This window comes from Ramlibacter sp. (assembly GCF_036676645.1).
Lineage (GTDB): Bacteria > Pseudomonadota > Gammaproteobacteria > Burkholderiales > Burkholderiaceae_C > Ramlibacter.
Window position 1 is genome coordinate 40316 of record NZ_JAKFCM010000005.1, and the last position, 25485, is coordinate 65800.

General features: G+C 71.4%; 23 protein-coding genes. 13 read left to right on the forward strand and 10 right to left on the reverse strand.

The window, feature by feature from the left end:
- Positions 1 to 38 precede the first annotated feature (38 nt).
- Positions 39 to 602: a hypothetical protein gene (locus V6M57_RS00305; protein WP_332812977.1), complete on the forward strand. Its 564-nt coding sequence runs from the start codon at positions 39 to 41 to the stop codon at positions 600 to 602.
- 3 nt (positions 603 to 605) lie between these two features.
- Here V6M57_RS00305 and V6M57_RS00310 read toward each other — a convergent pair whose 3' ends face one another.
- Entirely contained in the window at positions 606 to 1685 is a 1080-nt protein-coding gene (locus tag V6M57_RS00310) for a PA0069 family radical SAM protein (RefSeq protein ID WP_332812978.1), read from the reverse strand.
- A gap of 96 nt (positions 1686 to 1781) precedes the next feature.
- Between V6M57_RS00310 and V6M57_RS00315 the strand changes: the two genes are divergently transcribed.
- On the forward strand, positions 1782 to 3167 hold the full coding sequence (locus V6M57_RS00315; protein ID WP_332812979.1) for a cytochrome ubiquinol oxidase subunit I: 1386 nt from the start codon (positions 1782 to 1784) through the stop codon (positions 3165 to 3167).
- 15 nt (positions 3168 to 3182) lie between these two features.
- A complete protein-coding gene (locus V6M57_RS00320; RefSeq protein ID WP_332812980.1) occupies positions 3183 to 4196 on the forward strand; it encodes a cytochrome d ubiquinol oxidase subunit II in 1014 nt (337 codons plus the stop codon).
- 19 nt (positions 4197 to 4215) lie between these two features.
- On the opposite strand, the gene V6M57_RS00325 is transcribed toward V6M57_RS00320, so the two are convergent.
- The 4 genes from V6M57_RS00325 to V6M57_RS00340 all read right to left on the reverse strand — a co-directional run bounded on the left by V6M57_RS00325 (position 4216) and on the right by V6M57_RS00340 (position 8948).
- Entirely contained in the window at positions 4216 to 5175 is a 960-nt protein-coding gene (locus V6M57_RS00325; protein WP_332812981.1) for an NAD(P)H-dependent flavin oxidoreductase, read from the reverse strand.
- Between the two features lie 14 nt (positions 5176 to 5189).
- Positions 5190 to 6980, reverse strand: a complete 1791-nt coding sequence (locus V6M57_RS00330; protein ID WP_332812982.1) for an acyl-CoA dehydrogenase — start codon at positions 6978 to 6980, stop codon at positions 5190 to 5192.
- Positions 6981 to 7126: 146 nt separating this feature from the next.
- On the reverse strand, positions 7127 to 8059 hold the full coding sequence (locus V6M57_RS00335; protein WP_332812983.1) for an electron transfer flavoprotein subunit alpha/FixB family protein: 933 nt from the start codon (positions 8057 to 8059) through the stop codon (positions 7127 to 7129).
- Between the two features lie 139 nt (positions 8060 to 8198).
- Positions 8199 to 8948 (reverse strand): electron transfer flavoprotein subunit beta/FixA family protein, encoded by a 750-nt coding sequence (locus tag V6M57_RS00340; RefSeq protein ID WP_332812984.1) that lies wholly within the window; start codon positions 8946 to 8948, stop codon positions 8199 to 8201.
- Positions 8949 to 9224: 276 nt separating this feature from the next.
- Here V6M57_RS00340 and V6M57_RS00345 point away from each other — a divergent pair, with 276 nt between their 5' ends.
- The 6 genes from V6M57_RS00345 to lepB all read left to right on the forward strand — a co-directional run bounded on the left by V6M57_RS00345 (position 9225) and on the right by lepB (position 15367).
- On the forward strand, positions 9225 to 10241 hold the full coding sequence (locus V6M57_RS00345) for a TRAP transporter substrate-binding protein (protein ID WP_332812985.1): 1017 nt from the start codon (positions 9225 to 9227) through the stop codon (positions 10239 to 10241).
- Between the two features lie 104 nt (positions 10242 to 10345).
- Positions 10346 to 10834, forward strand: a complete 489-nt coding sequence (locus tag V6M57_RS00350) for a TRAP transporter small permease (protein ID WP_332812986.1) — start codon at positions 10346 to 10348, stop codon at positions 10832 to 10834.
- Positions 10831 to 12123, forward strand: a complete 1293-nt coding sequence (locus tag V6M57_RS00355) for a TRAP transporter large permease (RefSeq protein WP_332812987.1) — start codon at positions 10831 to 10833, stop codon at positions 12121 to 12123. The genes V6M57_RS00350 and V6M57_RS00355 overlap by 4 nt, the downstream gene beginning before the upstream one ends.
- A 196-nt stretch (positions 12124 to 12319) precedes the next feature.
- On the forward strand, positions 12320 to 14152 hold the full coding sequence (locus V6M57_RS00360) for an AMP-dependent synthetase/ligase (protein ID WP_332812988.1): 1833 nt from the start codon (positions 12320 to 12322) through the stop codon (positions 14150 to 14152).
- Between the two features lie 146 nt (positions 14153 to 14298).
- A complete protein-coding gene (locus V6M57_RS00365) occupies positions 14299 to 14895 on the forward strand; it encodes a DUF6448 family protein (protein ID WP_332812989.1) in 597 nt (198 codons plus the stop codon).
- A complete protein-coding gene (gene lepB, locus V6M57_RS00370) occupies positions 14876 to 15367 on the forward strand; it encodes a signal peptidase I (RefSeq protein WP_332812990.1) in 492 nt (163 codons plus the stop codon). The genes V6M57_RS00365 and lepB overlap by 20 nt, the downstream gene beginning before the upstream one ends.
- Here lepB and V6M57_RS00375 read toward each other — a convergent pair.
- Genes V6M57_RS00375 through V6M57_RS00385 form a run of 3 tightly spaced genes read right to left on the reverse strand, consistent with a single transcriptional unit; the run spans position 15324 to position 18344 of the window.
- Positions 15324 to 16541 (reverse strand): mechanosensitive ion channel family protein, encoded by a 1218-nt coding sequence (locus tag V6M57_RS00375; RefSeq protein WP_332812991.1) that lies wholly within the window; start codon positions 16539 to 16541, stop codon positions 15324 to 15326. The genes lepB and V6M57_RS00375 overlap by 44 nt on opposite strands.
- Before the next feature lie 37 nt (positions 16542 to 16578).
- Positions 16579 to 17355: an enoyl-CoA hydratase gene (locus V6M57_RS00380; RefSeq protein ID WP_332812992.1), complete on the reverse strand. Its 777-nt coding sequence runs from the start codon at positions 17353 to 17355 to the stop codon at positions 16579 to 16581.
- 29 nt (positions 17356 to 17384) lie between these two features.
- Positions 17385 to 18344, reverse strand: a complete 960-nt coding sequence (locus tag V6M57_RS00385; RefSeq protein WP_332812993.1) for a histone deacetylase family protein — start codon at positions 18342 to 18344, stop codon at positions 17385 to 17387.
- A gap of 39 nt (positions 18345 to 18383) precedes the next feature.
- Between V6M57_RS00385 and V6M57_RS00390 the strand changes: the two genes are divergently transcribed.
- The 4 genes from V6M57_RS00390 to mltB are packed head-to-tail and all read left to right on the forward strand — an operon-like array spanning position 18384 to position 23520.
- On the forward strand, positions 18384 to 19304 hold the full coding sequence (locus V6M57_RS00390) for an AAA family ATPase (RefSeq protein ID WP_332812994.1): 921 nt from the start codon (positions 18384 to 18386) through the stop codon (positions 19302 to 19304).
- A 39-nt stretch (positions 19305 to 19343) separates the two neighbouring features.
- Positions 19344 to 20366 carry a DUF58 domain-containing protein gene (locus V6M57_RS00395; RefSeq protein ID WP_332812995.1) on the forward strand — a complete coding sequence of 341 codons (1023 nt, stop codon included), beginning with the start codon at positions 19344 to 19346 and terminating at the stop codon, positions 20364 to 20366.
- A gap of 53 nt (positions 20367 to 20419) precedes the next feature.
- Positions 20420 to 22444 (forward strand): transglutaminase family protein, encoded by a 2025-nt coding sequence (locus V6M57_RS00400; RefSeq protein ID WP_332812998.1) that lies wholly within the window; start codon positions 20420 to 20422, stop codon positions 22442 to 22444.
- The gene (mltB, locus tag V6M57_RS00405; RefSeq protein ID WP_332812996.1) at positions 22441 to 23520 is read left to right on the forward strand and encodes a lytic murein transglycosylase B; all 1080 of its coding nucleotides are present in this window, start codon (positions 22441 to 22443) and stop codon (positions 23518 to 23520) included. Before V6M57_RS00400 ends, mltB begins: the two co-directional genes overlap by 4 nt.
- A 167-nt stretch (positions 23521 to 23687) precedes the next feature.
- On the opposite strand, the gene V6M57_RS00410 is transcribed toward mltB, so the two are convergent.
- Positions 23688 to 25082, reverse strand: coding sequence for a tetratricopeptide repeat protein (locus tag V6M57_RS00410; protein ID WP_332812997.1), 1395 nt, complete (start codon positions 25080 to 25082; stop codon positions 23688 to 23690).
- A gap of 32 nt (positions 25083 to 25114) precedes the next feature.
- The coding region (locus V6M57_RS00415; protein WP_442968762.1) for a ComEC/Rec2 family competence protein at positions 25115 to 25485 on the reverse strand (371 nt) is incomplete at its 5' end.

A 25485-nucleotide genomic window follows, 5' to 3' on the forward strand; every position in this document is an offset into this window, starting at 1 on the left:
CCATTGGCGGGCGCGGAGCCGGCCCGCAAAATGGCGGGATGTCGCTGAAGCTGTTCAGGTCGACCGGCTACCACTCCATCCTGACCCCCGGGGAGGCGCGGCTCGCGCTGCATCCGGGCTGGGCGGTGGCCATGGCTGCGGGCTGGGTCGGGCTGGCCTGCAACGTCTGGTTCTGGCAGGCGCTGGCCAGCGGCGGCCGGGACCTGCTGCCCGCCACCGGCGCGGCGCTGGCGCTGTCCGGCGCGGCCGGCTTCGCGCTCAGCCTGCTGGGCTGGCGCCGCACCTTCAAGACCGCCGCCACCGTCGTGCTGCTGCTCGGCGCCCTGCTGGCCGGCGGCGTGCTGACCCAGGACATCCCGGCCCGCCTGCTGGTCGACCCCACCCTGCGCCTGTCCACCCTGATGCCCACCTGGGCCAGCCTGTTCCAGTGGCAGGTGCCCACGCTGCTGGCGCTGCTGGGCGGCGTCCCGGTGATCTACCTCTGGAACGTCCAGCTGCGGCGGCTGCCCGGATCGGACCAGTTCCGCACCAACCTGGCCGGCATGGTGGCCTGGGCGCTGGTGTTCACCTGCGGCTTCGCCGCCCTCTACGCCCTGGCCTGAGCGTCAGAACAGCCGACCCTGCCCTGGCGGCGACGGCGGGCGGAACAGGGTCGTGTCCATCTCCACCCGCTGCCGGTTGAAGCCCAGCCGCTGCGTCGCCCGGCGGAAACGCTGGGCCAGCAGGTCGGCCCAGGGGCCGCTGCCCTTCATGCGGGTGGCGAAGTCGGCGTCGTAGTCCTTGCCGCCGCGCATGTCCTGCACGCGTGCCATCACGCGCTGCGCCCGCTGCGGGTAGTGCAGTTCCAGCCACTGGCGGAACAGCGGCGCCACCTCCCAGGGCAGCCGCAGCACGTGGTAGAAGGCGCTGCGCGCGCCGGCGTCCCAGGCGGCTTGCAGCACCTGCTCCATGTCGTCGGCCAGGAACGGGATCTGCGGCGCCAGGCTGACGCCGCAGGGCACGCCCTGCTCGGCCAGCGTTCGCAGCAGCCGCAGCCGCCGGTGCGGCGCCGCGGCGCGCGGCTCCAGCTTGCGCGCCAGGCCGGCATCCAGCGTGGTGATGGTGACGTACACGGCCGCCAGCTTCCTGCGGGCCATGGGCGCGATCAGGTCGAGGTCGCGCTCGACCCCGCTGGACTTGGTCACCAGCGAGAACGGATGGTCGGTCTCGTGCAGCACCTCGATCACCGAGCGCGTCAGCGCCAGCTCGCGCTCGACCGGCTGGTAGCAGTCGGTGGCCGTGCCGATCGCGATCATGCGCGGCTCGTACTTCGGCCACGACAGCTCGCGACGCAGCACCTGGGCGATGCCGCGCTTGGCGATGATCTTGGTCTCGAAGTCCAGCCCGGGCGACAGGTTCAGGTAGCTGTGGGTAGTGCGCGCGTAGCAGTAGATGCAGCCGTGCTCGCAGCCGCGATAGGGGTTGAGCGAGCGGTCGAAGTACACGTCGGGCGAGTCGACCTCGCCGATGGCGCTGCGCGGCTCTTCCCAGATCACCTCGGTGGCCGGCGGCGCCGGCGCACCGGTGTCCTCGCCTTCCCAGCCGTCGTCGAAGGCCTCGCGTTGGTCGCGCTCGAACCGGTGCGGGTGGCGCGTGGCCGTGCCGCGGCCCTTGATGGGCTCGACGGGGGCGCGACGATCGGTCATGCACTGTATTTTCATACAGTTCGAATGCCCGTGGGGGCGGATCCGGCCTACCCTCTCCCGAGCCGGCAGCGACCGGCCGCCGGAAAAGAGGCCTGAATGGACACCCTGCTGCTCTCGCGCATCCAGTTCGCCGCCAACATCAGCTTCCACATCCTGTTCCCCGCGATCAACATCGCGCTGGCCTGGTTCCTGGTGTATTTCCGCGTCCGCGGCAATGCCGCGCGCGGCAGCGACCGGGAGCAGCACTGGGAGGAGGCCTACTACCTCTGGACCAAGGTGTTCGCGCTCAGCTTCGCGCTGGGGGTGGTGACCGGCGTGACGATGAGCTTCCAGTTCGGCACCAACTGGCCGGGCTTCCTCGAGCGCGCCGGCAACGTCGCCGGGCCGCTGCTCGGCTACGAGATCCTCTCCGCCTTCTTCCTGGAGGCCACCTTCCTGGGGATCATGCTGTTCGGCCGCAGCCGGGTGTCGGACCGCATGCACCTGTTCGCGGCGCTGATGGTGGCGGCCGGCACCACGCTGTCGGCGTTCTGGATCCTGAGCCTGAACTCCTGGATGCAGACGCCCACCGGGCACAGCGTGGTCGACGGGGTGGTGCAGGCCGACGACTGGCTGCGGATCGTCTTCAACCCCTCCTTCCCCTACCGGCTGGTGCACATGCTGCTGGCCTCGACGCTGACGGCGTCGTTCCTGATCGCCGGGCTGTCGGCGTACCAGTACCTGCGCCGCGCCGCCAACGACGGCAGCGCGCTCGCCTTGCGGACTTCGATCACGGTCGCCGTGGTGGCCGTGCCGCTGCAGATCCTCGCGGGCGACCTGCACGGCCTGAACACGCTGGAGCACCAGCCGGCCAAGATCGCCGCGCTCGAAGGCATCTGGCACACCGAAAAAGGCGCGGCGCTCACCTTGTTCGGACTGCCCAACGAAGCCGAGCGCCGCACCGACTACGCCATCATGGTGCCCAGGCTCGCCAGCCTGATCCTGGCGCACGACCCGGACGCCGAGATCAGGGGCCTGAACGAATTCCCTGACGCGCACCCGCCGGTGGCCCCGGTGTTCTGGAGCTTCCGCGTGATGGTCGGCATGGGCGTGCTGATGCTGGTCGTGTCCTGGTGGATGGCGCTGGCCTGGTGGCGAAGGCGACGCGAGGCCGGCCCGGCCATGCCGCTGTCCCGCTGGCAGCTGCGCGTACTGGCGGCCATGACCTTCTCCGGCTGGGTCGCCACGCTGGCCGGCTGGTGGGTCACCGAGATCGGCCGCCAGCCCTTCCTGGTGCAGGGGGTGCTGCGCACCGCCGACCTGGTGGCGCCACACCCGCCCGGCGTGGTGCTCTCGACCCTGATCGGCTACCTGCTGCTCTACGCCTTCCTGCTCGTCGCGTACGTGGCGGTGCTGATGTACATGTCGACCCACCCGGCGCAGCAGCCGCCGCCCACGCCCCAGAGCGCCCGGCCCGGCACGCCGATCGGCGGCCGCGCCTGAGGAAAGGAGGACACCATGGACCTCGACTGGGCCCGGCTGCTGCCGCTGTTCTTCATGGGCGTGATGGGACTGGCGCTGCTGATCTACGTGGTGCTGGACGGCTACGACCTGGGCGTGGGCCTGCTGCTGCCCCTGGCCACCGACGAGCAGAAGGACGTGATGGTCTCCAGCATCGGGCCGTTCTGGGACGCCAACGAAACCTGGCTGGTGCTGGGCGTGGGCGTGCTGCTGATGGCGTTCCCGCACGCGCAGGGGCTGGTGCTCAGCAGCCTGTACCTGCCGGTGGCGCTGATGCTGCTGGGGCTGATCCTGCGCGGCGTGTCGTTCGACTTCCGGGTCAAGGCGCGCGACCACCACAAGGCGCTGTGGAACCGGCTGTTCGCGATCGGCTCGCTGATGGCGGCCGCCTCCCAGGGCTGGATGCTGGGCAGCTACCTGATGGGCTTCGACCGGGACCGCAACTCGCTCGCCTTCGCCGCCGGCATCGCCCTGACGCTGCCGACCGCCTACGCGATGATGGGCGCCGGCTGGCTGGTCATGAAGACCGATGGCGACCTGCGGGCCCGCGCCGTCGGCTGGGCGCGCAAGGTGCTGTGGCCCATGGGGCTGGCGCTGGTGGGCATCTCGCTGGCCACGCCCCTGGTCAGCCAGACGGTGTTCGACCGCTGGTTCTCGATGCCGCAACTGATCGGCCTGCTGCCGATCCCGGTGGCCTGCGCCGCCGCGTTCTACGCGGCCTGGCACGTGATCCGGCGGCCGCAGGTGGTGGCCGCCGGCTACGGCTGGATCGTGTTCGCCAGCACCGTGCTGATCTTCGTGATGGCCTTCCTGGGCCTGGCCTACAGCCTGTACCCGTACATCGTGATCGACCGCCTGACGGTCTGGCAGGCCGCCGCCTCGACCGGCTCGCTGGTGGTCAGCTTCATCGGCACGGCGATCACGCTGCCGGTGATCATCGCCTACACGATCTACATGTACCGCGTGTTCTGGGGCCCGACGCGGGAGTTGAGCTACGGGTCGGGCGCTTGAGGGCGACTGGCCCGAGCGGTCAGGCGCAAAGGCGGCGCCTGGCCTCCTCGTATTCCCGCTTCAATTTCGCTATGAATGCCGCGGCGCTGCCCACTTCGTGCACGGCGCCTATGCCCTGCCCGCAGCCCCAGATGTCCTTCCAGGCCTTCTTGCTGCCCTCGCCGCCGCCGAAGTCCATCTTGCTGGGGTCGCTCTCCGGCAGGTTGTCGGGGTCCAGTCCCGCGTTGCGGATGGAGGGCTTGAGGTAGTTGCCGTGCACGCCGGTGAACAGGCTGGAGTAGACGATGTCGTCGCTGGTGCAGTCGACGATCGCCTGCTTGTAGGCATCGGAGGCGCGCGCCTCGTGGGTCGCGATGAAGGCCGAGCCGATGTATGCGAAATCGGCGCCCATGGCCTGCGCGGCCAGCACGGCGCCCCCGGTGGCGATGGCCCCGGACAGCGCGAGCGGGCCGTCGAACCACTCGCGGATCTCCTGCACCAGCGCGAACGGGCTCTTGATCCCGGCGTGGCCGCCGGCGCCCGCAGCCACCGCGATCAGGCCGTCGGCGCCCTTCTCCACCGCCTTGCGCGCGAAGCCGTTGTTGATCACGTCGTGCAGCACCACGCCGCCGTAGCCGTGGATCGCGTCGTTGACGTCGGTGCGCGCGCCCAGCGAGGTGATGATCACCGGCACCTTGTGCCTGACGACCATCTCCATGTCGTGCTCGAGCCGGTCGTTGCTCTTGTGCACGATCTGGTTGATGGCGAACGGCGCGGCCGGGCGTTCCGGATGCTGGCGGTTCCAGGCCGCCAGCGTCTCGGTGATCTCGTGCAGCCACTCGTCCAGCTGCGACGCCGGCCGGGCGTTCAGTGCCGGCATGGCGCCGACGATCCCCGCCTTGCACTGCTCGATGAGCAGCTTCGGGTTGCTGACGATGAACAGCGGCGAGCCGATCGCCGGCAGCGCGAGGTTTTGCAGGGCGGGGGGCAGTCGGGACATGGGTCTCCTTGTCGTCAGAAGGCTTCCGGCGCCATCGCCATCACGCTCTCCGCGCCTTCGACGATGGCGTCGCGGGCGGCGGGCGCACGCGACAGGACGTGCTCGGCATAGAAGCGCGCCGTGGCGACCTTGGCCTGCATGAAGGCCGTGTCCTCGCCCCGGGCCGCCAGCTCCTCGGCCACCAGCAGCGAGCGCGCCAGTTGCCAGCCGGCCACCAGGTTGCCGGCCAGCAGCAGGTAGGGCACCGATCCGGCGAAGGCCGCGTTCGGGTTGCCGCGGGTCTCGCGGGCGATGAAGTCGACCACGTCGAGGAAGGCCTGGCGCGCCGCCGCCAGCCGCCGCAGCACGGATTTCGCGGCCGCCGAATCGCGCCGCGCCAGTTCGCCCTCGGTCTGCTCGATCTGTCCGGCGATCGCCCGGGCGACCTGCCCGCCGTCGCGCGCGGTCTTGCGGCCGACCAGGTCGTTGGCCTGGATCGCGGTCGTGCCCTCGTAGATCGGCAGGATGCGGGCGTCGCGGTAGTACTGCGCCGCGCCGGTCTCCTCGATGAAGCCCATGCCGCCGTGCACCTGCACGCCCAGCGAGGTGACCTCCAGGCTCATCTCGGTGCTGTAGCCCTTGACCAGCGGCACCATGAATTCGTAGAAGGCCTGGTTCTGCCGGCGGACCTCGGCATCCGGGTGGTGGTGGGCCGCGTCGTAGGCGGCCGCGGCCACGCTGGCCATCGCGCGGCAGCCTTCGGTGAGCGCGCGCATGGTCATCAGCATGCGGCGCACGTCCGGGTGGTGCACGATGGGCGCGCTGGCGTTGATCGAGCCGTCCACCGGCCGCGACTGCACGCGCTCCTTCGCGTACTCCGCCGCCTTCTGGTAGGCGCGCTCGGCGATCGCGATGCCCTGCACGCCCACCGCATAGCGGGCCGCGTTCATCATGATGAACATGTACTCCAGGCCGCGGTTCTCCTGGCCCACGAGGTAGCCGACGGCACCCCCGTTGTCGCCGTACTGCAGCACCGCGGTGGGCGAGGCCTTGATGCCCAGCTTGTGCTCGATGCTGACGCAGTGCACGTCGTTGCGCGCGCCCAGCGAGCCATCGGGGTTGACCAGGAACTTGGGCACCACGAACAGGCTGATGCCCTTGACGCCCTCGGGCGCACCGGCCACGCGCGCCAGCACCAGGTGGACGATGTTGTCCGCCATGTCGTGCTCGCCGTAGGTGATGAAGATCTTGGTGCCGAAGACCTTGTAGCTGCCGTCGGCCTGCGGCTCGGCGCGGCTGCGCACCAGCGCCAGGTCGCTGCCGGCCTGCGGCTCGGTCAGGTTCATGGTGCCGGTCCACTCGCCGCTGACCAGCCGGGCCAGGTAGGTGGCCTTGAGTTCGTCCGAGCCCGCCGTCAGCAGCGCCTCGATGGCACCGTCGGTCAGCAGCGGGCACAGGGCGAAGCTCAGGTTGGCCGAGTTGAGCATCTCGCTGCAGGCTGCGCCCACCGTCTTGGGCAGCCCCTGGCCGCCGAAGTCGGTCGGGTGCTGCAGCCCCTGCCAGCCGCCTTCGGTGTACTGGCCGTACGCCTGCCGGAAGCCGGGCGTGGTGCTGACCTGGCCGTCCTTCCAGCTGGAGGGATCGAGGTCGCCCGGCACGTTCAGCGGCGCGACCACTTCCTGGTTGAACCTCGCGCACTCCTCCAGCACGGCCTGCGCGGTGTCGAAGCCGGCTTCCTCGAAGCCGGGCATCGTGGCGATCTCGTCGATCCGCGCCAGGTGGCGGATGTCGAAGAGCATGTCTTTGAGGGGGGCGCGGTAGGGCATGGGAACTCCAAAGGGGCTAGGGGCTGGGGACTGGGGACTGGGGCTGGGGGAATACCGTTCGGTCCGAACCGGCAAGGGCTGTGATCGGAGCGGGGCTGTTTCCCTAGCCCCTAGCCCCTAGTCCCTGGCCCCTGCTGGTGAAGGCGCTACAGCGCCTTCACCAGCTCCGGCACGGCCTGGAACAGGTCGGCCTCCAGCCCGTAGTCGGCCACGCTGAAGATCGGCGCCTCGGGGTCCTTGTTGATCGCCACGATCACCTTGGAGTCCTTCATGCCGGCCAGGTGCTGGATGGCGCCGCTGATGCCCGCGGCGATGTACAGCTGCGGCGCGACGATCTTGCCGGTCTGGCCCACCTGCAGGTCGTTGGGCGCGTAGCCGGCGTCCACCGCGGCGCGGCTGGCGCCGATGGCGGCGCCCAGCTTGTCGGCCAGCGGCGTGATCACCTCGGTGAACTTCTCGGCCGAGCCGAGCGCGCGGCCGCCCGAGACGATCACCTTGGCGGCGGTCAGCTCGGGCCGGTCGCTCTTGGCGATCTCCTGGCCCACGAAGCGGCTCTTGCCGCTGTCGGCCACCGCGCTGGCGGCCTCCACCGGCGCGCTGCCGCCGGAGGCCGGCGCCGCGTCGAAGCCGGTGGTGCGCACCGTGATCACCTTCACCGGATCGGCGCTCTGCACGATGGCGATGGCGTTGCCGGCATAGATCGGCCGCTCGAAGGTGTCGGGGCTGTCGACCTTGGTGATGTCGCTGACCTGCGCCACGTCCAGCTTCGCGGCCACGCGCGGGGCGACGTTCTTGCCGCTGGCGGTGGCCGGGAACAGGATGTGGCTGTAGTCCTTGGCGATGGCCAGCACCTGGGCCGCCACGTTCTCGGCCAGGCCGTGGGCGAAGGGCTCGCCGTCGGCGTGGATCACCTTGGCCACGCCGGCGATCTGCGCGGCGGCCTTGGCCGCTGCGGCAGCATTGTGGCCGGCCACCAGCACGTGCACGTCGCCGCCACAGGCCGCGGCCGCCGTGACGGTGTTGAGGGTGGCGGCCTTGATGGACGCGTTGTCGTGTTCTGCGATGACGAGGGAGGTCATGGGGGGAAGGGGCTAGGTTCTAGGGGCTAGGTTCTAGGGGCTAGGGGCTAGGGGAGGACAGTTGGGACTTCAAGGCTCAGGGCTGCGGGGACCGGCTGTTGCCCTGGTCCCTAGCCCCCAGCCCCGAGTCCCTTCTCATTCAAATCACCTTGGCCTCATTGCGAAGCTTCTCCACCAGCGTGGCCACGTCCGGCACCTTCTGGCCGGCGCTGCGCTTGGGCGGCTCGGTGACCTTCAGGGTCTTCAGCCGCGGGCTGGCGTCCACCCCCAGGTCGGCCGGCGTCACCGTCTCCAGCGGCTTCTTCTTGGCCTTCATGATGTTGGGCAGCGTCACGTAGCGCGGCTCGTTCAGGCGCAGGTCGGTGGTCACCACCGCCGGCAGCGTGATGGCCACCGTCTCCAGGCCGCCGTCGACCTCGCGCGTGACCTGCGCCTGGCCGCCGGCCACTTCCACCTTGGAAGCGAAGGTGGCCTGCGGCAGGTCGGCCAGCGCCGCCAGCATCTGGCCGGTCTGGTTGGCGTCGTCGTCGATCGCCTGCTTGCCCAGGATCACCAGCCCGGGCTGCTCCTTGTCCACCAGCGCCTTGAGCAGCTTGGCCACCGCCAGCGGCTGCAGCTCCTCGTCGGTGTGCACCAGGATCGCACGGTCCGCGCCGATCGCCATCGCCGTGCGCAGCGTCTCCTGGCACTGCTGCACCCCGCAGGACACGGCGATCACCTCGGTGGCCACGCCCTTTTCCTTCAGCCGGACCGCCTCCTCCACCGCGATCTCGTCGAACGGGTTCATGCTCATCTTCACATTGGCGATGTCCACACCCGTGTGGTCCGACTTCACGCGGACCTTCACGTTGTAGTCCACCACCCGCTTGACCGGGACGAGAACCTTCATCAGGGGGCTCCTAAAGGGGAAGAATTGACGTTGACGTAAAGCCCAAAATTCTATGCCGCGGTGCGACATGGGCTCGGGGCAAAAAAGAACGATCGTTCGCTTTTGATTATAGGGACGGGCGGACGGTCGCCTGGCTCGGGCGTGGCGGATCGCATCTCTGTCATCGTCACGACATTTCGGTGCGCGCGCATCGCTCCACTCCGGGTAATTCAGGACCGACATTCGTCAAGCCCACGCTTACAGTGCGCCGACCCCTATCGCAAGGAGCTTTGCACGATGAAACGCCTGTCGCTTTCGGCCGCCGCCCTGGCCGCCGCCTTCGCCTGTGCCCCGGCCGCCGCGCAGACGGTGCTCACGCTGTCCAGCTGGGTGCCGCCCACCCACTCGCTGACCCTGGCGCAGAAGGAGTGGTGCGACCTGGTCGCGAAGAATTCCGCCGGCAAGATCAAGTGCAACCAGCTGCCGCGCGGCGTCGCCGCGCCCCCCGGCACCATCGATGCCATCAAGAACGGGCTGGCCGACGTCTCCTTCACCGTGCACGGCTACACCCCGGGCCGCTTCGTGCTGACCCAGATGGCCGAGTTCCCGTTCCTGGGCGACAGCGCCGAGCCGCTGTCGGTGGCCTTCAACCGGGTTGCCGCCAAGCACCCCGAGTTCGCCAAGGAGCACGCCGGCGTGCATGTGCTGACCTACTTCACGCACGGCCCGGGCATGGTCCTCAACACCAAGAAGCCGGTGGCCAAGCTGGAGGACCTGCAGGGCATGAAGTGGCGCGTCGGCGGCGGCATGGTCAACGAGATCGCCAAGACGCTGGGCATGAACGTCACGCTCAAGCCGGCGCCCGAGTCCTACGAGCTGCTGTCCGGCGGCGTGATGGACGGCACGCTGTTCCCGGCCGAGTCGGTCGACTCGTTCAAGCTCGACAAGCTGATCAAGTACGCCACCACCTTCCCCGGCGGCCTGTACAACACCAGCTTCGTGTTCATGATGAACGAGGACAAGTACAAGAAGCTCAGCCCCGAGGAGAAGAAGGCCGTCGACGACGCCTCCGGCGAGGTCGCGGCCCGCATCTTCGGGCGCGGCTGGGACAAGGTGGACAACAAGGCGCTGGAGAACATGAAGGCCAACGGCGTGCAGTTCACCAAGGCCGACGCCAAGTTCATCGCCGACGTCAAGTCCCACACCGCCAAGCTGGAGGAGAAGTGGGCCAAGGACGCCGAGGCCAGGGGCCTGAAGGACGCGGCCAAGGTGCTGGCCGAGTTCCGCGCCGAGATCGCCAAGGCAGCCAAGTAGAACGGCGGCCAGCTTGAACGGAAGGCGGCACCTTCTGCCCGGAGGTGCCGCCTTCGCACATGGGGGCGCGCGCAAGGTCCGGCGCGCCTGACGGAATGCCCAGCATGAAAAAAACCCTGGAGCTGCTGTGCGGACTGCTGTCCGCCGCGGCGCTGTTCGCCATCATGGCGCTCACCTTCTTCGATGTGCTCGGGCGCAAGTTCCTGAGCAACTCCATCACGGGTTCGCTCGAACTCACCGAACTGCTGATGGTGGTGGTGATCTTCAGCGCGCTGCCGCTGGTCTCCGAGCGCGGCGAGCACGTCGAGTTCGACTCGCTCGATCCCTACCTCCCCGGCTGGCTGCGCCGCGCGCAGGCGGTCGTGGTCCACCTGCTGTGCGCCGCCGTCCTGTTCGCGCTGGGCTGGCTGATGTGGGACACGGGCCGCCAGTTCCTGGCCAGCGGCGAGACCACCGCCCAGCTGCAGATCCTGAAGGCGCCGTTCATGTACGGCATGGGCGTGCTGTGCGCCGTCACCGGCGCCGTCCACCTGTGGCTGCTGGGCCAGCGGCCGGGCCGCGACCGGGCCGAGGGCGAGGGGGCCGCGCTGTGACGGAGGCCCTGCTCGGATTCGCCGCCATCTTCGCGTTCGCCGTGATGCGGGTGCCGCTGGCCTTCGCCATGGGCATCGTCGGCTTCGCCGGCATCGGGCTCACGCGCGGCTGGATACCGGCCATGGCCAGCACCTCGCAGGCCGTGTACGAGACCGGCTTCGCCTACACCTTGTCGGTGGTGCCGCTGTTCATCCTGATGGGCAATTTCGTCGCCCGCGCCGGCCTGGCGCACGAGCTGTTCCAGGCGGCCTATTCCTTCATCGGCCACGTGCGCGGCGGACTGGCCCACGCCACCATCGCCGCCTGCGCCGGCTTCGGCGCGATCTGCGGCTCGTCGATCGCCACCGCGGCCACCATGAGCAAGGTAGCCTATCCCTCGATGCGCAAGCTGGGCTACAGCGAGTCGCTGTCCACCGGGGTGATGGCCTCCGGCGGCACGCTGGGCATCATGGTGCCGCCCTCCACCATCCTGGTCATCTACGGGATCATCACCCAGTCCAACATCGGCAAGCTGTTCGCCGCCGGTGTCATCCCCGGCGTGCTGACCGCGCTGGCGCTGATGGCGGCCGTCTCGGTGATCACCGCGCGCGACCCCGAGCACGCCCCGCCGGGCGAACGGGCGAGCTGGTCCGAGCGCTGGCGCGCCGTGCGCGGCATCTGGGGCGTGGCGGTGCTGGTGGTGGTGGTGCTGGGCGGCATCTACGGCGGCTTCTTCACGGCCACCGAAGGCGCGGGTTTCGGCGCCTTCGGGGCCTTCCTGTTCGCCCTGCTGCGCGGCCGGCTGAGCTGGAAGGTGCTCTACCAGGTGCTGGTGGAGTCGGCCCGCACCACGGCCATGCTGTTCACGCTGCTGATCGCCGCCACCATCTTCGCCAACTTCGTGAACTTCACGACCATGCCCGGCGACCTGCGCGACTGGATCACCCACCTGGGCCTGTCGCCCACCATGATCGTGGTGGCCATGATGGGCATCTACGTGGTGCTGGGCACCGTGATGGAGGAGCTGACGATGGTGCTGCTGACCATCCCGCTGTTCTTCCCCATCGTCACCGGCCTCGGGTTCGACCCGATCTGGTTCGGCGTGCTGATCGTGATGGTGGTGCAGATCGGGCTGATCTCGCCACCCGTCGGCATGAACCTGTTCGTGCTCAACTCGCTGCTGCCCGGCGTCGGGCTGGCCACCATCTTCCGCGGCTGCTGGCCGTTCGTGGCGGTCATGGTCGTGATGCTGGGGCTGCTGATCGCCTTCCCCCAGCTGAGCCTGTTCCTGCCGTCGATGATGAAGTGAACGGGTCGGTGGCTGGGCGCCGGGCCGCCCCGGCGCCTGCGCTTCGTCCGCCGCCCTGACGGGCCGGCCGCGGCCAATTGGCGCGCCTGCAGAGGCGGGAATTCCCCGCCGTGCGCGGCCGGGTCCCACAATGGGACGAGCTTGTCCTCCGGGCCGAACCATGCAGTTCACCGCCGCCCCTGCATACCCTTCCCCCTTGGCGCCGCCCCATCCGGCTGCGCCGGCCGCGGCCGGGCTGGGCGCGGTGCGCACGCTGGCCGGACTGCTGGCCTGGCGCGTCGCCCAGACCCCCGAAGCCGAGGCCTACCGCCAGTACGACGAGGCGCGGGCCGCCTGGGCCGGCACGAGCTGGCGCGAGTTCGGCGAACGCGTGCAGCGGTTCGCGCGGGCGCTGGCCGCGCTGGGCCTGCAGCGCGGCGACCGGGTCGCCATCCTGCTGCCCAACAGCGTGGACGCGGTGGGCGTCGACCAGGCGGTGCTGGCCCTGGGCTGCGTGCCGGTGCCCCTGCACGTGACCGACAACCCCGGCAGCATCGCCTACATCCTGGGCGACAGCGAGGCCAGCGTGCTGATGGCGGACTCGCTGTCGCACTGGCAGGCCATCGCCCAGACGGAGATGGTGCCGGCGGCGCTGCGGCACGTCGTGGTGCGCCAGGGCGAGCCCGGCGCGATCGGGGGGCCGCCCACGGTGGTGTCGCTGCGCGACTGGCTGGCGCAGGGCGATGCCGCGCCGGCGGCCAGCCCGGCGCAGGTGCAGGAAGACGACCTGGCAGGCCTGGTCTACACCTCCGGCACCACCGGCAAGCCCAAGGGCGTGATGCTCACGCACGCCAACATCCTGTCCAACGTGAAGGCCGGCCTGGCGCTGCTGCACCCCCGCGTGGAGGACGTGTTCCTGTCCTTCCTGCCGCTGTCGCACACCTTCGAGCGCACCTGCGGCTACTACGTGGCCATCGCCTGCGGCGCCTGCACCGCGTTCGCCCGCTCGGTGCCGCAGCTGCCCGAGGACCTGCTGACCGTGCGGCCCACCATCCTGGTGTCGGTGCCGCGCATCTACGAGCGCGTCTACGGCAGGCTGCAGACGATGCTGGAGGAGTCCACGGTCAAGCGCACGCTGTTCCACTGGGCGCAGGCCGTGGGCTGGCGGCGCTTCTGCCGCGAGCACGGGCTGCCGGTCGAGGGCGCCGGCTCCGCCGCGATCGATGCGGCGGCCTGGCCCCTGCTTTCGGGCGCGGTCGCCAGCCGCCTGCAGGCCCGCTTCGGCGGACGCCTGCGCCTGGCCATCAGCGGCGGGGCGGCGCTGTCGCAGCCGATCGCGCGGACCTTCCTGGGCCTGGGCATCCACATCCTGCAGGGCTACGGCATGACCGAGAGCTCGCCGGTGGTGTCGGCCAACACGCCCGGGGACAACGACCCGCGCACCGTGGGTCGCCCGCTCGAGGGCGTGGAGGTGCGCATCGGCGAGAACCGGGAACTGCTGGTGCGCGGCCCGAACGTGATGCGCGGCTACTGGAAGCGGCCGCAGGACACGGCCCGGGCGATCGATCCCGACGGCTGGCTGCACACCGGCGACCAGGCGGCGCTGGAAGACGGGCGGGTGCGCATCCTGGGCCGCGTCAAGGAGATCATCGTGACCAGCACCGGCGAGAAGATCGCCCCCGTGGACCTGGAGACGGCGATCGCGGCCGACCCGCTGTTCGAGCAGGCCTACTGCTTCGGCGACCACCGCCCCTTCATCGCCTGCCTGGCGGTGATGGGCCGGGAACCCTGGGAGCGCCTGTGCAAGGGCCTGGGCCTGGACCCGGACCAGCCCGGATCGCTGGCGAATCCGAAGGCCGTGCAGGCGGCGCTGGCCCGCATCCGCGAGCTGACCCGCGACTTCCCGTACTACGCCCAGCCGCGCGCGATCGGCCTGCTGCGGGAGCCCTGGACGGTGGAGGACTCGCTGATCACGCCCACGCTCAAGCTCAAGCGGGCCAACCTGTCGGCCCGTTTCGCCAGCGAGATCGAGCGGCTGTACCAGCGCTGAGCCGCCCTGCGCCGGCTGCGGCCGCGGGCGCCGTTCGAGGGCTGGGAACCGGAGCGTGCCCGCCTTGCGTCCGGTCAAGTGCACCGGCACGGCCCCGGGCTAGATTGAATTGTCGGCCGGCACCCGCCGGCGCAAGGAGGCCTGCCATGTCCCTCACCCGGATCCTGCGTTCCTTCGTCGCGGCCCTCGTCCCCACGGCCGAGGCCCACTGCGACACCGCCGACGGCCCGGCCGTCACGGACGGCCGCCGCGCGCTGGCCACCGGCAACATCAACCATGCCCTCAAGTGGATCCAGGCCGACGGCGAGCCCGAGCTGAAGGAGGTCTTCGCCAAGGCCCTGGCCGTGCGCAGGCTGGGCCCGGAGGCCGCCGAGGTGGCCGACCGCCTGTTCCTGGAAACCCTGGTGCGGATCCACCGCATGGGCGAGGGCGTCGGCTTCACCGGCATCCAGCCCACCGGGGCACACGTCGAGCCCATCGTGGTGGCCGCCGACCGGGCGCTCGAAACCGGCGATGACCGCGAGGTGCGCGCGCTGGCGCCGGCCGAGCGGCGCGACGAGCTGCACCGCCGCTTCCACGTGGCGCTCGGCAAGAAGGGCTTCGACGTCGACGACGTTCCCGCCGCCCGCGACTACGTCGCAGCCTACGTGAGCTTCTTCAAGTACGCCGAGGGCGAGGACCACGAACACGGCCACCATGGCCCTGGCGGCGCGCACGCCCACCATGCGGAGCACCACCCCTGAGGCGGTGCGCTGGACGCCCCTGGTCCGCATCCGCGGGCGCTCCATGCAGCCCACGCTGGCGCCGGGCCAGCTGCTGCTGACGCGGCCGCCGATGGGACGGGTCGCCGTCGGCGACATCGTCGTGATCGGCGCCGCACCGGGCACCCGCTACGTCAAGCGGGTCGCCGCCGGGCCGGGGGATGTCGTCGAACTCGAAGCCGGCCGCCTGCGCGTCAACGGTCGTCCGTGGAACGGGCAGCGCCGGGTGGCCGGGGCGAGGGTGCAGGCCTGGCGCGTGCCCGCCGGCCACTGGTTCGTCGTCGGCGACGACCCGCAGCAGTCGGACGACTCGCGCGTGTGGCCGCAGCCGTTCGTGCCGGCGGCCCGGATCAGCGGCGTGGCGCTGGTCCGCCGGCCGCGGCCGGGTCGCGCCATGCCGGATGCCGCGCCTAGGCGCGCGCCAGCTCGACGCCCGCCGCGCGCAAGCCCCTGAGCGCGGCCAGGTTCACGTCGGAGCGCACGTTCAGCTGCAGCGTGCTGGCATCGGGAATCCAGAACTGGATCGTGAACTCCAGCCCCTGCGGCAGGAAGCGGCCCAGCCGCGCGGCCGGCGGCGGGTCGGCCATCACCAGCGGCACCGAGCGCGCCGCCTCCACCAGCACCCGCTGCACCACCTCGACGTCGCTGTCGAGCGCCACCGTCACGTCGGTGGTCACCAGCACCTTGGGGTCGGCCGTCGACAGGTTCTCGGTGCGCTCGATGATCAGCTTCTCGTTGGGCACGATGGACTCGCGCCCGTTGGCGGCGCGGATCAGGGTGTAGCGGGTCTTGATGTCCAGCACCCGGCCCTCGAAGTTGTCGACCTTGACCATGTCGCCGATGCGCAGCGAGCGCTCGAACAGGATCACGAAGCCGCTGATGTAGTTGGACGCCAGCTTCTGCAGCCCGAAGCCCAGGCCGACGCCGAGCGCCCCGCCCAGCACCGACAGCGCCGTCAGGTCGATCCCGGTGGCCGACAGCGCGAACAGCAGGGCCACCAGCAGCAGGCCGGCGCGGATCGCGTTGGCCGCCACCTTGCGCAGCGACAGGTCCTGCACGGACGGCTGCAGCACCTGCCGCTCGATCACCGCCGACACCCACAGCGCGGCCACCAGCACCACGCCGGCCCACAGCAGGCCCTCGAACAGCGTCAGAACGCTCACGCGCGACTTGCCGAAGGCGAAGTGGATGGCATCGAGCTCGGCCATCACCGCCGGCAGCACGCCGGCCACCCAGAGCGCGGCGGCGATCCAGGCCAGCCAGGAGAACCAGCGCTCCGCCAGCCGGGCCAGCGCCGAATGCGGGAAGGCGAGGGTCAGCACGCGGGCGATGAAGCGGATGCCGGCCAGCGACAGCAGCAGCGGCACCGCCAGCCGCAGCAGCGCGAGCGGCAGGTAGTCGTCGACGATGGCGCGGGCGGCATAGACGAGCGCCAGCGCCAGCAGCGGGAACATCAGCCCGTCGACCACCATGCGGCCGAACCAGACCGAGCCGCCGCGCCGCCTGCGGCCGATCGCCCAGGACAGCCCCGCGGCCAGCAGCAGGCAGCCGAGCAGCACGCCGGCCTCGATCGGCAGGCCGGGGTGGTCCAGGCTCAGGATGAGCCGTCGCAGCGGGTTGGGGGTCATCGCGCCGGCACGCCCCGCCGACCGGCGCAGGGCCGGATCAGCCCCACTTCGGCTTGCGCTTCTCGGTGAAGGCCGCCACGCCCTCCTGGGCGCAGCCGTCCATCATGTTGACGGCCATGGTCTGCGAGGCCAGCTGGTAGGCCGCCTCGATGCCCAGCTCGCGCTGGCGGTAGAACAGCTCCTTGCCCATGGCCAGCGCCTTGCGCGGCTTGGCCACGATGCTGGCCAGCAGCGACTCCACCTCCTGGTCCAGCCGCTCGGGCGCGACCACCCGGTTGACCAGCCCGCGCTGCTGCGCCTGCTCGGCATCGATGAACTCGCCGGTGACCAGCATCTCCATCGCCTGCTTGGGCGCGATGTTGCGCAGCAGCGGCACGCTGGGGGTGGAGCAGAACAGGCCGACGTTGATGCCGCTGACGGCGAACTTCGCATCGGTGGAAGCCACCGCCAGGTCGCACTGCGCGACCAGCTGGCAGCCGGCCGCGGTGGCGATGCCGTGCACGCGGGCGATCACCGGCACCGGCAGCTTCTGGATAGCCAGCATCACCCGGCTGCACTGCGTGAACAGCTGCTGGTAGTAGCCCAGCTCGGGCCGGGCGATCATTTCCTTGAGGTTGTGCCCGGGGCAGAAGGCCTTGCCCTCGGCGGCGATCACCACTGCGCGCACCGACTCGTCGTCGGCCAGCTTGTCCAGCGCGGCCTGCAGCGCCCCCAGCATCTCCTCGCCCAGCGCGTTGAAGTTGCCGGGGCGGTTCAGGGTCAGGGTGACGACGCCCCGGGCGTCGCGGGTTTCGAGGATCGGCGGATTGTCCATGTCAGTGCTCCTTCTCTCGGCTTGGTCGTTCACAGGTCCGCCAGTACGCGCACGTGCGCCTCGACGCTGCGGCCCAGCGCGCCGAGGTTGTAGCCGCCTTCCAGGCTGGACACGATGCGCCCCTGCGCATGGCGGTCGGCGATGTCCCGGATGCGGTGGGTGATCCAGGCGTAGTCGTTCTCGGTCAGCCCGAGCTGGCCCAGGTCGTCCTCCCGGTGCGCGTCGAAGCCCGCGCTCACGAAGATCATCTGCGGGCGGAACTGCTCCAGCCGCGGGATCCACAGCAGTTCGACCAGCTCGCGCACTTCCATGCCGCGGGTGTACGCCGGCACCGGGACGTTGACCATGTTGTCGGCCGAAGGCGGCTCGCCGGTCCAGGGATAGAACGGGTGCTGGAAGATGCCCACCATCAGCACGCCCGGATCGCCCGCCAGGATGTCCTCGGTGCCGTTGCCGTGGTGCACGTCGAAATCCACGATCGCCACCCGCTTCAGGCCGTGCCGCGCCAGCGCGTAGCGCGCCGCCACCGCGACGTTGTTGAAGAAGCAGAACCCCATCGCGCGGTCGCGGCAGGCATGGTGGCCGGGGGGGCGCACCGCGCAGAAGGCGTTGCGCAGCTCGCCGGCGATCACCGCGTCGGTGGCCGCCAGCGCGGCGCCGGCGGCATGGAGGGCGGCGTCCCAGGTGTGCAGGTTGAGGGCGGTGTCGGGGTCCACGTACGCGTAGGGGCTTCCGCCGGCGGCGATCTGGTCCTTCAGTTCGGCGCCCAGGCCGCGCAGCGCCGCGATGTGCATGCGCTCGTGGGCCAGCTCCAGGTCGTACAGCGAGGCCTCGGGCGCTTCGCGCCGCTCCAGCGCGTCGAGCACGCCGGTGACCAGCAGGCGGTCGTCGATCGCAGCCAGCCGCTGCGGGCACTCGGGGTGGCCCGGCCCCATTTCGTGCAACCGGCACGACCCATGCGTGAAATACCCGGTCTTGTTCGCACTCATGGCTGGCGGCACGGAAAATTCGGATAACGTCAGGCCCTGATGGAAGCACGACAAAAACTCAAGGCGCTGCTGGACCAGCTTAACACGGTGATCGTGGGCAAGCCCGACCAGGTGCGCGACTGCGTCGCCTGCCTGCTGGCCGGCGGCCACCTGCTGATCGAGGACGTCCCGGGCGTGGGCAAGACCACGCTGGCGCACGCGCTGGCGCGCTCGTTCGGGCTGCACTTCTCGCGCGTGCAGTTCACCGCCGACCTGATGCCCAGCGACCTGTCGGGCGTGTCGATCTACGAGCGCGGCAAGGAAGCCTTCGTCTTCCACCCCGGCCCGATCTTCGCGCAGGTGCTGCTGGCCGACGAGATCAACCGGGCCAGCCCCAAGACCCAGAGCGCGCTGCTGGAGGCGATGGAGGAAAAGCAGGTCACGGTCGAAGGCGAGACGCGGGCCCTGCCCTCCCCCTTCTTCGTGATCGCCACCCAGAACCCGCACGACCAGCTGGGCACCTTCGCGCTGCCGGAATCGCAGCTCGACCGCTTCCTGATGCGCATCTCGCTGGGCTACCCCGACCGGGCCGCCGAGCGCGAGCTGCTCTCCGGCGCCGACCGGCGCGACATGGTGGTGGGCATGGCCGGCAAGCTGACCGCGGCCGACCTCGAGGCCCTGCAGCGGCAGGTGCTGGCGGTGCACACCGCCGAGGCGCTGCTGAACTACGTGCAGGACCTGGTCGCGGCCACCCGCAGCGGCCGCTGGTTCCTGCAGGGGCTGTCGCCGCGGGCCGGCATCGCGCTGGTGCGGGCCGCCAAGGCGCAGGCCCTGATCAGCGGGCGCGACTACGTGGCGCCCGACGACGTGCAGGCCATCCTGCCGCAGACCATCGCGCACCGGCTGGTGCCGGTCGGCGACGCCGGCCGCGGCCCGGTCGAGCAGGTGCGCGCCATGCTCGACGCAGTGCCCCTGCCTTAGCGAATGACGAATGACCTCGCCTTCGGCGTCGCATGACGAATGACTGAAGACCCCTTTGTCATTCCGGCGGCGCAGCAGCCGAGCCATTCGTCATTCGTCATCAACCCGGCCGTCGTGGTGCGCAAGCGCTTCCGCGCTTGGTGGCAGGCACGGCTGCCGCTGTCCGACACGCTGGCGCTCACCCAGCGCAACGTCTACATCCTGCCCACCCGGCCCGGGCTGATGCTGGCGGCCACGCTGCTCGTGCTGCTGGTCGCCTCCATCAACTACCAGCTGAACCTGGGCTACCTGCTCACCTTCCTGCTGGCGGGCAGCGCGGTGGCCGGCATGTACGTGTGCCACGCCACCCTGCGCGGCCTGACGCTCACGCTGGCGCCGCCCGAGCCGGTGTTCGCCGGCCGCAACGCGCCGCTGCGGGTGACGCTCACCAATGGCCGCAAGGGGCCGCGCCACGGCATCGGCCTGTCGGTGCTCGACGCCGGGCACGAGGACCGGTGGGCCTGGACCGACGTGCCCGCCCAGGGCACGGCCACCGTCTCGGTCGCCTTCCAGCCGCCCCGGCGCGGGCTGCACCCGGTGCCGCCGCTGACGGCCGAGACCCGGTTCCCGCTCGGCACCTTCCGCGTCTGGACCGTGTGGCGGCCGGCAGCCCGGGTGCTGGTGTGGCCGGCGCCCGAGTCCTCGCCGCCGCCGCTGCCCGAGGGCGAACCGCGCGCCGGCACCATCGGGCCCGCCCGCGTGCAGTCGGCCGGCGAGTTCGACGGCGTGCGCGCCTACCGCCGCGGCGACCCGCTCAAGCTGGTGGTGTGGAAGAAGGCGGCCAAGGCCGACGAGCTGGTCAGCCGCGACACCCAGCAGGCGCAACGGCGCGAGCTGTGGCTGGACTTCGCCCGGGCCGGCGCGGTGGACGGCGAGGCGCGGCTGTCGCGGCTGGCGGCCTGGGTGCTGCAGGCCGACAAGCTGGGCGTGGACTACGGCCTGCGGCTGCCCGGCCTGCAGATCCCGCCCGATGCCGGCGAGGGCCACCGCCGCCGCTGCCTGGAGGCGCTGGCGCTGTGCTGACGCGGCCCGCTCCCTTCGCGGCCGCGCCGCCGGGCGGCGACCGGCCGGCGGCGATACGCCGCCGCTGGCTGTCGGCGGCCGCGTCGCTGCCGCGCGAAGCCCGCGACACCCTGTTCCTGCTGGCGGTGATCGCCTGGCTGATCCTGCCGCAGGCGGCGCGCCTGCCGGGGTGGTGCGTGGCGCTGGCGGCCGCCATCCTGGCGTGGCGCGGCGTGCTCGCGGTGCGCGGGGCGCCGCTGCCGCGCCCGGCCTGGGTGCTGGGGCTGCTGGCCGCCACCGTTGCCGCCACCTGGTTGTCGCACCGCACGCTGCTGGGCCGCGACGCCGGCGTGACGCTGATCGTGGTGCTGCTGGCGCTCAAGACGCTGGAACTGCGCGCCCGCCGCGATGCCTTCGTGGTGTTCTTCCTCGGCTTCTTCACGCTGCTGACCAACTTCTTCTTCTCGCAGTCGCTGCCGATCGCGGCAGCGATGCTGGTCGGCCTGCTGGGGCTGCTCACGGCGCTGGTCAACGCCCACATGCCGGCGGGCCGGCCGCCGCTGGCGCAGGCGGCGCGCACCGCCGGCACGCTGGCGCTGCTCGGGGCGCCCCTGATGGCCGTGCTGTTCCTGCTGTTCCCGCGCTTCGCGCCGCTGTGGGGCATCCCCAGCGACGGCATGACCGGGCGCACCGGCCTGTCGTCCACCCTGCGCGTGGGCAACGTGGCCCAGCTCGCGCTGGAGGAAGGCATCGCGATGCGGGTCAAGTTCGAGGGGCCGGTCCCGGCCGCCCGCGACCTGTACTTCCGCGGGCCCGTGCTGTCCAGCTTCGATGGCCGCGAGTGGAAGCCGCTGCTGCCGCGGCTGGGTGCCTACGTCGCGGCGCTGCTGCCGCCGGTCGCCCTGCAGGGCCTGGGCGAGCCGGTGCGCTACACCGTGACGCTGGAGCCGAGCAACCGGCCCTGGCTGCTGGTGCTCGATGCCGCCACCCGCGCGCCGACCGCCCCGGGCCTGGAAGCGGTCAGCGGCGGGGAGCTGCAGTGGGTCTCGACCCGGCCGGTCACCGACCTGCTGCGCTACCAGGCCGAGAGCCACGTCGAGTGGCGGGCCAACGTGCAGGGACGCTCGGCCCTGCTGCCGCCGCACTACCGCGAGCTGCCGCCGGCGTACAACCCGCGCACCCTGCAGATGGCGGCCGACATGATGCGCGCCGCGCCCGGCGGCGCCGCCGACAAGCCGGCGCTGGTGCAGGCCGCGCTGGAGCGCCTGCGCACCGGCGGCTACGTCTACACGCTGGAGCCCGGCGTGTACGGCGAGCACACCGCCGACGAGTTCTGGTTCGACCGCAAGCAGGGCTTCTGCGAGCACATCGCCTCGGCGTTCGCGGTGCTGATGCGGGCCATGGACATCCCGGCGCGCGTGGTCACCGGCTACCAGGGCGGCGAGCTCAACGCGGTCGATGGCTACTGGGTCCTGCGCCACAGCGACGCCCATGCCTGGACCGAGGTCTGGCTGGCCGGCCGCGGCTGGGTGCGCGTGGACCCCACCTCCATGGTCGCGCCTTCGCGCACCGGATCGCGGCAGCGCCTGAGCGCGCCGCAGGGCGCCTTCGCCACCGCGGTGGCCACCGTCGATCCCAACCTGCTGGCCGAGCTGCGCCAGGCCTGGGACGCGGTCAACAACGGCTGGAACCAGTGGGTGCTCAACTACACCCAGAGCAAGCAGCTGGACCTGCTGCGCAGGCTCGGCTTCCGGTCGCCCGGCTGGGAGGATCTCAGCTACGTGCTGATCGGCATCGTCGTCGCGGTGGCGCTCGCAGGCGCGGCCTGGGCGCGCTGGGAGCGCAGCCGGCAGGACCCGTGGCTGCGCCTGCTGGCGCGCGTGCGCGCCCGGCTGGCGCAGGCCGGGGTGCCGCTGCCGCCCGCCGCCGGGCCGCGGCAGATGGCCGCGGCCGTCACCAACCGTTTCGGCGAGCAGGGGCGGCCGCTGGCAGACTGGCTGCTGCGCCTGGAAGCGCAGCGCTATGCGGCGAGCGCCCCCGCCCCCCTGCCCGCGCTGCAGCGCGAACTCAACCGATTGCCCTGGCCCGCCCTTCGATGACCCCTGCGCTCACCGCTGCCCTGCTGGCGGCCGTGGCCCTCGCCCTGCCTGCCACGGGCGCACTCGCCAGGCCGTCGTCGCCCAAGAAGGTGAAGGTCCAGGCGCCGGCGCGCCAGGGCACGCCCTATGCCGTGCGCGACGACGCCATGGCGTTTGCCGAACAGCTGGCGGAGCGCCGCGGGCTGGATCCGCAATGGACCCGCCAGGCCGTGGCCCGGGCGCAGCGCCTGCCGGTGGTCGAGCGGCTGATGCAGCCGGCCCCGGCCGGCACGCCCAAGAACTGGGCCGTGTACCGCAGCCGCTTCATCGACCCGATCCGCATCCAGGCGGGCGTGCGCTTCTGGCAGGACAACCGCGAGGCGCTGGCGCGGGCCGAACGGGAATTCGGCGTGCCGGCCGAGATCGTGGTCGGCATCATCGGCGTGGAGACGATCTACGGCCAGCAGATGGGCAGCTTCCGCGTGCTGGACGCGCTGGCCACGCTGGCCTTCGACTTCCCGGCCGCGCACCCGCGCGCCGCCGAGCGCAGCGAGTTCTTCCGCGCCGAGCTGGGGCAGTTCCTGGCCTGGCAGAGCCGCATCGGCGCCGACCCGGCGCAGCCGCTGGGCAGCTACGCCGGCGCGATGGGCATGCCGCAGTTCATGCCCAGCAGCTGGGTGCGCTGGGCGATCGACTTCGACGGCGACAGCCGGGTCGACCTGTGGCGCAGCCCGGCCGACGCGATCGGCTCGGTGGCCAACTACTTCAGGGCCTTCGGCTGGCAGCCGGGCCTGCCCACGCACTACCCGGTGGCCTTCGACGTGGAGCGGCTCGACCTGGACGCGCTGCTGGCGCCGGACATCCTGCCCACCTTCAGCGTGCCGAGCTTCCTGGCCAAGGGCGCGCACCTGGACGGCGACGCGGTGCGCCACGACGGCCCGCTGGCGCTGGTGGAACTGCAGAACGGCACCGACCCGCCCAGCTACGTGGCCGGCACCGAGAACTTCTACGTCATCACCCGCTACAACCAGTCCAGCTACTACGCGATGGCGGTGATCGAACTGGGGCGTGAAGTGAAGGCTGCGCTGCCGCCCTGAAATCGGGCGCGAAATCGGGGTCAGGTACTTGTCATCCCGGCGCACGCAGGGATGCCCTGCACGACAGCTGCGCGAGTTCGGCGCGCGGGTGATGGATGGCAGGGCAAGCCCGCAATGACAAGCCAGGGGCGCCGCGAACGGCGGAACCTGCTGCAACGCCCGGCGGGTCAGCCGCGCGATGACACGGCCTGCGCGAGCCGCGCCGCCACCCGCCCGACCTGCTGCTCGCGCGTCTCGCCGAATCCGCGGCGGAACAGGCGCAGCGAGGCATACCAGGGCGAGTCCTCGCGATCGAGCAGCCAGCGGGCGTCGGCGTTCGGCGGCAGCAGCACCCAGGCGGGCACACCCAGCGCCCCGGCGAGATGCGCGGCCGCCGTATCGACGGTGACCACCAGGTCGAGCTGCCGCAGCATCGCGGCGCTGTCGGCGACATCGCGCCAGCCGGCCGTCAGGTCGACCAGGCCGGCCGCATCGGCGTCCACATCCGACCAGCGCCCCGCCGCGCCCACCTGCAGGCTGAAGCCCTGCACGCCGGGCAAGCCCAGCAAGGGCTGCAAGCTGCCGAGCGCCAGGGAGCGGTTGCGATCGTTGGGATGGCCCGGCGCACCGGCCCAGGCGATGCCGAGCTTGAAGCGGCCCCGCCACGGCGCCAGCCGCTGCGCCCATGCCGCCAGGCGATCCTGCGGCGCACGCAGGTAGCCCTCCGGCGAAGGAATGTCCTGCAGCGTGGTGCCGAAGCGCCCCGGCAGGTCGAACAACGCGGCGTGCAGGTCGGCCTGCAGGTCGCGGTCGGGCGCCAGGCACTCCACGCCCGGGAAGCTCGCCTCCACCAGCGGCACCAGCGCGGTCGGCACCGCACACACCGGTTCCGCGCCGAGCCGCTGCAACCGGGGCAGGTACCGCAAGGCCTGCAGCACGTCGCCACGCCCCGGCTCGGCGTAGACCAGCAGGCGCTGGCCCCGCAACGATTGCGAGGGACCCTGCCACTCCAGTTCGGCCTCGAAAAAGGGCGGACGGCGCGCCCGCGCCGGATCGTCCCAGCGCCGCGCGAATTCGCTCCAGCCCTCCGCCAGCCGGCCCGACAGCAACAGGCAGCAGGCCAGGTCCTGGCGCGCGGCGGCGAGCTGCGGGTCCAGCGCCAGCGCACGGCGCAACTGCAGCTCGGATTCCTCCAGGCGACGCAACTGCAGCAGCACCAGCCCGAGCATCCGCACGGCCCGCGCGTGGTGGGGCGCCAGGTGCACCGCCGCGCGCGCGTGGGCGAGGCTGCGGCCGAACTCGCCCAGCCGCCACAGCACCCCGGCCAGATCCACGTGTGCCTCCAGGAATCCGGGCTCCTGCACCACGGCCTCGCGAAAGCGCTCGGAGGCGGCCTCCAGCTCGCCGGCCCAGGCCAGGCAGCGGCCATAGTGCAGCAGCGTGCCCCGGTCGCGGTCGCCGATCGCCTCGTACAGCCGCCGGTAGGCCGCCAGCGCCCGGGCGTGCTCGCCCGACCGCAGCAGGCGCTCGGCGCGCTGCGCGAAGAGGAAGGTGGCGGCGGAGCCGGGTTGCAGGTCGGGCACTGTGGCGCAGGATAGCAACCGCACCCGCCGCTTCAGGGCGCCGGCTCCGGCAGGCGGTGCCGCCAGTAGCGCGGCTGCGCCTGGCGCTCGCAGCGGATGCGGTCCGGCTGCGCCGACGACCACCAGGCCGCCCCGCAGCGCGCCGAGTCGACCACGGTGGCGTTGCGCTGCAGGTAGCGCTCGACCACCGCCGGCGCCGGATGCCCGAAGCGGTTGCGATAGCCCGCCTGCACCAGCGCCCAGCGCGGCTGGACCGCGTCCAGGAAAGCCTCGCTCGACGAGGTGCGGCTGCCATGGTGCGGCACCAGCAGCACCTGCGCCCGCAGCGGCGCCGCGCGCGCCAGCAGGGCCGCTTCCTGCGGTTGCTCGATGTCGCCGGCCAGCAGCGCCACCTGCCCCGCAT

What these genes read in the sequence shown, in the direction of transcription:
- V6M57_RS00340 (WP_332812984.1), bottom strand. Translation starts at nt 8,948, where the DNA reads ATGAAGGTTCTCGTCCCGGTCAAGCGGGTGGTGGACTACAACGTGAAG.
- V6M57_RS00330 (WP_332812982.1), bottom strand. Translation starts at nt 6,980, where the DNA reads ATGCCCTACCGCGCCCCCCTCAAAGACATGCTCTTCGACATCCGCCAC.
- V6M57_RS00345 (WP_332812985.1), top strand. Translation starts at nt 9,225, where the DNA reads ATGAAACGCCTGTCGCTTTCGGCCGCCGCCCTGGCCGCCGCCTTCGCC.
- V6M57_RS00310 (WP_332812978.1), bottom strand. Translation starts at nt 1,685, where the DNA reads ATGACCGATCGTCGCGCCCCCGTCGAGCCCATCAAGGGCCGCGGCACG.
- lepB (WP_332812990.1), top strand. Translation starts at nt 14,876, where the DNA reads ATGCGGAGCACCACCCCTGAGGCGGTGCGCTGGACGCCCCTGGTCCGC.
- V6M57_RS00325 (WP_332812981.1), bottom strand. Translation starts at nt 5,175, where the DNA reads ATGTCCCGACTGCCCCCCGCCCTGCAAAACCTCGCGCTGCCGGCGATC.
- V6M57_RS00305 (WP_332812977.1), top strand. Translation starts at nt 39, where the DNA reads ATGTCGCTGAAGCTGTTCAGGTCGACCGGCTACCACTCCATCCTGACC.
- V6M57_RS00385 (WP_332812993.1), bottom strand. Translation starts at nt 18,344, where the DNA reads ATGAGTGCGAACAAGACCGGGTATTTCACGCATGGGTCGTGCCGGTTG.
- V6M57_RS00320 (WP_332812980.1), top strand. Translation starts at nt 3,183, where the DNA reads ATGGACCTCGACTGGGCCCGGCTGCTGCCGCTGTTCTTCATGGGCGTG.
- V6M57_RS00315 (WP_332812979.1), top strand. Translation starts at nt 1,782, where the DNA reads ATGGACACCCTGCTGCTCTCGCGCATCCAGTTCGCCGCCAACATCAGC.
- V6M57_RS00390 (WP_332812994.1), top strand. Translation starts at nt 18,384, where the DNA reads ATGGAAGCACGACAAAAACTCAAGGCGCTGCTGGACCAGCTTAACACG.
- V6M57_RS00335 (WP_332812983.1), bottom strand. Translation starts at nt 8,059, where the DNA reads ATGACCTCCCTCGTCATCGCAGAACACGACAACGCGTCCATCAAGGCC.
- V6M57_RS00350 (WP_332812986.1), top strand. Translation starts at nt 10,346, where the DNA reads ATGAAAAAAACCCTGGAGCTGCTGTGCGGACTGCTGTCCGCCGCGGCG.
- V6M57_RS00365 (WP_332812989.1), top strand. Translation starts at nt 14,299, where the DNA reads ATGTCCCTCACCCGGATCCTGCGTTCCTTCGTCGCGGCCCTCGTCCCC.
- V6M57_RS00375 (WP_332812991.1), bottom strand. Translation starts at nt 16,541, where the DNA reads ATGACCCCCAACCCGCTGCGACGGCTCATCCTGAGCCTGGACCACCCC.
- V6M57_RS00380 (WP_332812992.1), bottom strand. Translation starts at nt 17,355, where the DNA reads ATGGACAATCCGCCGATCCTCGAAACCCGCGACGCCCGGGGCGTCGTC.
- V6M57_RS00395 (WP_332812995.1), top strand. Translation starts at nt 19,344, where the DNA reads ATGACTGAAGACCCCTTTGTCATTCCGGCGGCGCAGCAGCCGAGCCAT.
- mltB (WP_332812996.1), top strand. Translation starts at nt 22,441, where the DNA reads ATGACCCCTGCGCTCACCGCTGCCCTGCTGGCGGCCGTGGCCCTCGCC.